Source organism: Stenotrophomonas genospecies 3 (genome assembly GCF_054473855.1).
Map to the genome: position 1 here is coordinate 1 of NZ_JBTMUR010000024.1, position 6,349 is coordinate 6,349.

At 65.9% G+C, this 6,349-nt stretch carries 6 protein-coding genes, 2 tRNA genes and 1 pseudogene; 4 read left to right on the forward strand and 5 right to left on the reverse strand.

The genetic code is table 11. From position 1 onward, the window contains the following. Positions 1–78: 78 nt before the first annotated feature. Positions 79–1,578 (forward strand): annotated as a pseudogene (locus ACX9OT_RS20940) (methyl-accepting chemotaxis protein); the annotation flags it as partial. Here ACX9OT_RS20940 and ACX9OT_RS20945 read toward each other — a convergent pair. The 3 genes from ACX9OT_RS20945 to ACX9OT_RS20955 all read right to left on the reverse strand — a co-directional run bounded on the left by ACX9OT_RS20945 (position 1,575) and on the right by ACX9OT_RS20955 (position 3,825). Next, positions 1,575–3,011 (reverse strand): GGDEF domain-containing protein, encoded by a 1,437-nt coding sequence (locus ACX9OT_RS20945; protein ID WP_180845177.1) that lies wholly within the window; start codon positions 3,009–3,011, stop codon positions 1,575–1,577. The pseudogene ACX9OT_RS20940 and the gene ACX9OT_RS20945 overlap by 4 nt on opposite strands. Positions 3,012–3,126: 115 nt before the next feature. Further along, a complete protein-coding gene (locus ACX9OT_RS20950; protein WP_180845178.1) occupies positions 3,127–3,669 on the reverse strand; it encodes a GNAT family N-acetyltransferase in 543 nt (180 codons plus the stop codon). A 70-nt stretch (positions 3,670–3,739) separates the two neighbouring features. After that, positions 3,740–3,825, reverse strand: a tRNA-Leu gene (locus tag ACX9OT_RS20955). A gap of 132 nt (positions 3,826–3,957) precedes the next feature. On the opposite strand from ACX9OT_RS20955, the gene ACX9OT_RS20960 reads away from it, so the two are divergent. Together ACX9OT_RS20960 and ACX9OT_RS20965 are read left to right on the forward strand one after the other, a co-directional pair. Then, positions 3,958–4,338, forward strand: coding sequence for a response regulator (locus ACX9OT_RS20960; RefSeq protein WP_032129385.1), 381 nt, complete (start codon positions 3,958–3,960; stop codon positions 4,336–4,338). A 69-nt stretch (positions 4,339–4,407) separates the two neighbouring features. Next, a complete protein-coding gene (locus ACX9OT_RS20965) occupies positions 4,408–4,605 on the forward strand; it encodes a hypothetical protein (protein WP_010484956.1) in 198 nt (65 codons plus the stop codon). A gap of 45 nt (positions 4,606–4,650) precedes the next feature. On the opposite strand, the gene ACX9OT_RS20970 is transcribed toward ACX9OT_RS20965, so the two are convergent. Next, positions 4,651–5,607, reverse strand: coding sequence for an SOS response-associated peptidase family protein (locus ACX9OT_RS20970; protein WP_180845179.1), 957 nt, complete (start codon positions 5,605–5,607; stop codon positions 4,651–4,653). Positions 5,608–5,684: 77 nt separating this feature from the next. Between ACX9OT_RS20970 and ACX9OT_RS20975 the strand changes: the two genes are divergently transcribed. After that, the gene (locus ACX9OT_RS20975; protein WP_010484960.1) at positions 5,685–6,101 is read left to right on the forward strand and encodes a GNAT family N-acetyltransferase; all 417 of its coding nucleotides are present in this window, start codon (positions 5,685–5,687) and stop codon (positions 6,099–6,101) included. Positions 6,102–6,266: 165 nt separating this feature from the next. Here ACX9OT_RS20975 and ACX9OT_RS20980 read toward each other — a convergent pair. Continuing rightward, a tRNA-Glu gene (locus ACX9OT_RS20980) sits at positions 6,267–6,342 on the reverse strand. Between the last annotated feature and the right edge of the window lie 7 nt (positions 6,343–6,349).

Genomic DNA, 6,349 nt, shown 5'->3' on the forward strand with positions numbered 1-6,349 from the left:
AGTTTGAAACGTGCGTCATATCTGTTCATGTAACCCTCGGGGTTGGATCTGACGTCCAACTCCCGGGGGTCACTTCACTTCTGGGTGCGCCTGGGGCGTGGCGAATATGACGCCGGACAGTACCGGCGCTTCGGCAAGGGCCAGCGTGAGATCTGGATCCAGGCCTCGTACAACCCGGTGCTGGACCGCCAGGGGCGGCCGTACAAGGTGGTCAAGTTCGCGACCGACATCACCGCGCAGAAGCTGCAGGCGGCCGACTCGGCGGGGCAACTGGCCGCGATCGCCAAATCGCAGGCGGTGATCGAGTTCAGCATGGATGGCCGCATCCTGTCGGCCAATGACAATTTCCTGGCCGCTACCGGCTACAGCCTGGACGAGGTGCGCGGGCAGCACCATTCATTGTTTGTCGAGCCTGAGCATCGCAGCAGCGTCGAGTATCGCCAGTTCTGGGAGAAGCTCGGGCGCGGCGAATATGACGCCGGCCAGTATCGGCGCCTGGGCAAGGGCGGGCGCGAGGTCTGGATCCAGGCATCCTACAACCCGATCCTGGACCTCAATGGCAAGCCGTTCAAGGTCGTCAAGTACGCCACCGACATCACCGCGCAGGTGCACGAGAACCAGGCCATGCAGCGCGCCGTGGCGCAGACCCGCGAGGTGGTGGCTGCCGCCAAGCAGGGCGATCTGACCCCGCGCGTGGCCACCGCCGACAAGAACGGGTCGATCGCCGAACTGTGCGAAGGCGTGAATTCGCTGGTCGAGGCGATGGCCGCGATCATCGGCCAGATCAAGTTCGCCGCGGACACCATCGCAGTCGGCGCGACCGAAATCGCACAGGGCAACAGTGACCTCTCGCAGCGTACCGAGCAGCAGGCGGCCTCGCTGGAGGAAACCGCTGTGTCGATGAAAGGCCTGGCCGAGACCGTGCAGCGCACGGCCACCAACGCGCGCCAGGCCAGCCAGCTGGCCGGTGGAGCGGCCGACGTCGCCGCTCGAGGCGGCACTGTGGTGCATGAAGTGGTCGAGACGATGGCGGTGATCAATGCCTCGTCGCGGCGCATCGTCGACATCATCGGAGTGATCGACGGCATCGCCTTCCAGACCAACATTCTCGCGCTGAACGCAGCGGTGGAGGCTGCGCGTGCCGGTGAACATGGCCGCGGCTTTGCCGTGGTCGCCACTGAGATCCGCGAGCTGTCGCAGCGTTCGGCCAGCGCAGCCAAGGAGATCAAGCACCTGATCGATGAGTCGGTTGCCAATGTGGGCGCCGGCACGGCGCAGGTTGAGAGCGCGGGCCGTACCATGGATGAAATCGTGACCAACGTGCGCCGGGTCAGTGACCTGATGACTGAAATCAGCGCGGCCTCGCAGCAGCAGAGCGACGATATCCAGCAGATGAATCATGCGGTCGACCTGATCGATCAGGGCACCCAGCAGAACGCGGCCCTGGTCGAGGAGGCGTCGGCGGCGGCGCGCAGCATGGAAGAGCAGTCGGCGCAGCTGCTGCAGACCGTGGCCAGTTTCCGCGTGCAGGGCGGGGCCGGGCACCGGCACGGAACAGCGGGGCTGCACGCGGTCTAGGCGCGGCGACCGGACGGGTCTTCCATGCTATCGGTGTCGCCGCGTACGCAGTTGCGACCGGCATGTTTGGCGCGGTACAGGGCCTGGTCGGCGCGTTCGACCAGGTCGCGCGGATCGCGGTCTTCGCCGGGCGCCTGCCAGGCCACGCCGATGCTGATGGTGACGGTGGCCTCGGGAGCGGGCAGGGCTGCGACTTCGACCGAAGCGCGCAGCCGTTCGCCCAGGCCCAGTGCGTGGGCGGCATCGGGCGAGGGCAGGGCGGCGATGAACTCTTCGCCGCCATAGCGCGCCAGCAGATCGTCACCTCGTTGCAGGCAGCCATCAAGAATGGCGGCGACCGACTGCAGGCGACGATCGCCCTCCGGATGGCCATAGGTGTCATTGAGCCGTTTGAAGTGATCGATGTCGATCATCAGTACCGCCAGCCCGAGTCCCTGGCGGCGTGCGCGGCCACGGGCATTGCCAAGAGATTCGTCGAAGCTGCGGCGGTTGCCCAGCCCAGTCAGCGGATCGCGCCGCGCCAGCGTTTCCAGCTCATCGCGCTGGCGCTGGATCTCCACCTGGCTCAGCACGCTGCGCAGGGCATAACCGAGCATGGCACCAATGAAGCCCACCGTGGCCAGGGTGGGCTGCAGGCGCGCGACCAGCAGCGCCACCATCATCAGCAGCAAGGGCAGCATCAACGGCACGCCGGCGTCGACGATGCGGCGCAGGCTGCGCGATACCTCCACCGTCGGATAGCGGCGCTTGCTGGCGGCCATGACGGCCAGCATCACGAACAGTCCGCTGATCAGCAGGTCCCCCCAGTTGCCGTCAGGCAGCTGCGGCTGGTAGGTGTTGATGTAGAACGCCAGCAGGAAGTAGCCCAGCGCGTAGATCGCAAGTGTCCGGAAAAAATCGCGGCGGTCGGGATTGTCCTCGGCCAGGAAGCGGATCAGCGCGAAGCAGAACACCAGGCTGTTCTGTAGGTTGCTCATGGCGTTCAGGCACTGCGTCCACAATGCGGCGTTGAAATGCGCCATCGCCCGCGTGTGCCCGAAGTACAGCAGCCACAGCAGCGCGATGATCAGCAGGTCCACCGCGCGGATGCAGCGGTTGCCGCCGCCCGGGCTGGCGGCCACGTAGGTCAGGGGGATGCGGTAGAACACGTACAGGATCAGCGAAGACACGGTCATCTGCGCAGGATCGAGGCCGGCCACATTGCGGTACAGCAGGGCGAGCAGGGCCAGCGAGAACAGGCCCATGGCAGCGCCCAGCGTCCGCCATTTGCAGGCCGCCTGGCGGCTGTCACGTGCACGCCGCACACAGGCCAGTGCAGCCAGCAACGGGGCAGTGATCAGCATCAGGTAGGAGCCGACCGGGTCCTGCGGGCCAACAAAGGCAATGACGAGCGCGTGCGTGACCAGAAAAAACAGTGCCGCACGCAACGTCATGCATTCCCCCGCCCCCAGCTCCGGCTGGGATCACGATAGGCAGAAGCACGTGTGGCTTGCAAGAAAAGTGTGCGCTGCGTCTATTTCGAAGCTTGCCGGAAGTCGCAGTTGTGTTTCAGCATGGTGACGCGGAGCCTTCGACGCGGGCGTACATCCAGAAGTCACGGGGCTGTCCTCGAACCCGCCGGTAAGCGCGCAGCAGGCCTTCGCGCTGCATGCCGAGGCGTTCCAGCACGGCGATCGAGCGGGCGTTGCTGTCCAGGACAGTCGCCTGGATTCGGACCAGAGCGAGTGCGGCATGGCCCCATTCGAGCACCGCGCGTGCTGCGTGCGTGGCCAGTCCCTGACCCTGCCAGCGCGGATCGAGATCATAGGCAAGTTCGCCGCGGCCATGCGACAGGTCGATTCCGTTCAGGCCAACGGTGCCGATCAGCTGGCTGTCGGCGCCCACCAGCGCCCAGCGCTGGTCCGTTGCCGTGGGCAGGTAACCGGCGATCTGGCAGCGCAGTGCTCTTTCGGAAACGTCGCCCCAGCTGGTGTGCTCGGTCACGCCGGGCAGCGAGAGATAGCCGGCCCAGGTGGCAGCATCATCCACGTGCAGTGGACGCAGCCGTGCGGGCAGGGTGGCAGGGAGCGTGGGCAGGGCGGGCGTTGGCATCGTCGCCAGTGTCGGCGCCCGGGCCCTGAAAATGCAAAAGGCCAGGTCGGTGACCTGGCCTTTGATGCAGTGGTGCCGGTGAAAGGACTCGAACCTTCATGGGGTCACCCCCGGCTGATTTTGAGTCAGCTGCGTATACCATTCCGCCACACCGGCAGGCAGCGTGCGAGTGTAACCGAGGTCGGCACGGCTTTCATAGTGGGGAGGCCGATCGGGGCGCGTCCTGTCGGCTTCGGCCCTGTCATGGCTATACTGCGGCGGCTTGAATGCCTCCAGGAGCGGTAGCCGATGACAGTGTTGCAGGACCTGAGGGTGCTGGTGGTCGAGAACGACGAGATGAGTGCCGCACTGCTGCAGATGCAGCTGGTGCATGCCGGTGCGACGGTGGTGGGGCTGGCCGCGAGCGTGGCTGAAGCGCTGCGCCTGCTGCAGGCGTCGACCCCGGACGTGGCCCTGCTCGATTACCGCCTGGCCCGCAATGAGACCAGCGAGCCGGTGGCTGCGGCACTGTCGGCGCGCGGGGTGCCGTTCGTGCTGGCCACCGGGATGCAGGCCGAGCAGCTGCCCGAGCCGATGCTGGCCGGCGTGCTGCTGGTCAAGCCCTATCTCTCGGCAGATCTGAGCCAGGCGCTGGTACGCGCAGTGGGCCGCGCCAGCGCCAGCGCCTGATTGGCGCGTGCTGAAGCGGTGGGCGTATCCTGCCCGGGCCTGAATGCTCAGGCCTGCAAGGAGAGTGGCATGAAGAAGTGGATCAAGCGCATGGTTGCTGCGGGTGTCCTTTCGATGGCGGTCTTCGGTGGTACGGCCTCTGCCGCGTGGTGTGGCCAGCCCTGTTTCCAGCTCTACAAGAGCTGCATCGCGCGGGGTGGAGAGGTTGAACAGTGCCTGCAGGAACAGGCCTTCTGCGAAGAGGCGATGTGCGGCGGCAATCCCTGATCCATGAACCCCGCCCACGCGGGGTTTTTCATCTGTGCGCGGTGCTCAGGCCGCTTCTTCGTATACGTAGCGGATCTCCTCGCGGTCGTCGAGGATGCGGTACTGCCGCGCCAGGTCATCCGGATCGGGATTGAGCCAGGCATCGAGGTGTTCCTTGCGGATGGGAACGACGCCGCGGTCATGGCCCGCAGCGGCGACATCGTGCGGAGGCGTGTCGGTGATCGTGGCAAATGACAGGAGGCGACCTTCCGGTCCTTCCCATTCCGCCCACAGGCAGGCCAGCAGCAGGTCGCGCGGGGGATCGGGCCGGAACTCCAGCACCACGTCCTGATCCTTCTCATCGGCACCCAGCGTACGGCAGGCGATGGCATGGCGTGGCACGTGCTCATAGAACGCCTGCACCACCACCACGCCGTGGCGCAGCCCGAATGCACCGCGCCAATAGCCTTCCAGGCTGTCGCGCCGCGCGTTGTAGGTGCCGGGATAGAGGATGTCGTTGCGCACCGGCTTGTCCGGCAGCCGGCACTGGTAGCGCATCGGCTTGATCACGCGTTTGCCGCCCTCGCTGACCATCACCGGTGCGTAGGTACCGGGGAAAATGCGGTTGTCGCGCGGCAGCAACTGCACCCGGTGCAGGTCTTCCAGCCGAGCCTGCGCACGATCGATGCGGTTGCCGGCCACGCGCAGGTCGTTGCGTGCCTTCTGGGTGGGGCGGGTCGCCAGCGTGGCATTGGCAATATCGCGTCGCTCGCGCTGGCGGGCCAGCTCCGCTTCCAGATCCTGGCGTTCCTGCGCATGCCACTGCTGGATTTTCGCGACGATGTCGCGGCCCTGCTCGGTGCGCGCGCCGGCGAAGCCGTCATCCATCGCCTTGGGAGTTCTGGGGCGCTTCTTGCCAGGATCGTGCGCGTACAGCTCCGCGAATTCTTCCAGCGACAGGATGGCGCCGAACTCGCGCACCAGCTTGGCGTAGTCGGCGCGGATGAGGGCGGAATAGCACATGGGAACTCTGCGGGCGTGGGTCGCAGCAGCTGCGACATGGATGAGGCAGGATAGCCCGACCTACAGGGAGATAGCGCATGAATGATTCCGTCGCCTGCCAGTTCCGCGACGCCGTGCCCACGGTCGAAGACTATTGCCAGCTGCGTGTGCTGGCGGGCCTCAGTGCCAAGAGCCAGGAGGCGGCGGCACGCGCGCTGCCCAATACCCTGTATGGCGTGTGTGCCTACCAGGGTAACGAGCTGGTGGCGATGGGGCGCATCGTCGGCGATGGGGGCTGCCACCTGCAGGTCTGCGATATCGCTGTGTTGCCGCGCCTGCAGGGGCAGGGCCTGGGCAAGGAAGTGATGCGTCGCCTGGAGGGCTGGATGCAGGCGAACCTGCCGCCGTCGGCATACGTCAGCCTTCTGGCGGATGGTGAAGCGCACCGGTTGTACGCGCAGTTTGGTTTCGCACCCACCGCACCTGCATCGATCGGGATGTATCGCCGGTTCTGAGGTGTGGCCGAGTTGAAGCCATCCACGCATGGCGTGGATCTACTGGGCCAACCGGCCGCCGGATCCATCCCGGCCCTGTAGTAGATCCGCGCCATGCGTGGACAGGGCCTTCCCAGGAATCACAGGCAAAGAAAAACCCCGGCCGAAGCCGGGGTTTTAAAGAATTGGCGTCCCCACGGGGATTCGAACCCCGGTCGCCACCGTGAAAGGGTGATGTCCTAGGCCTCTAGACGATGGGGACGCACGAA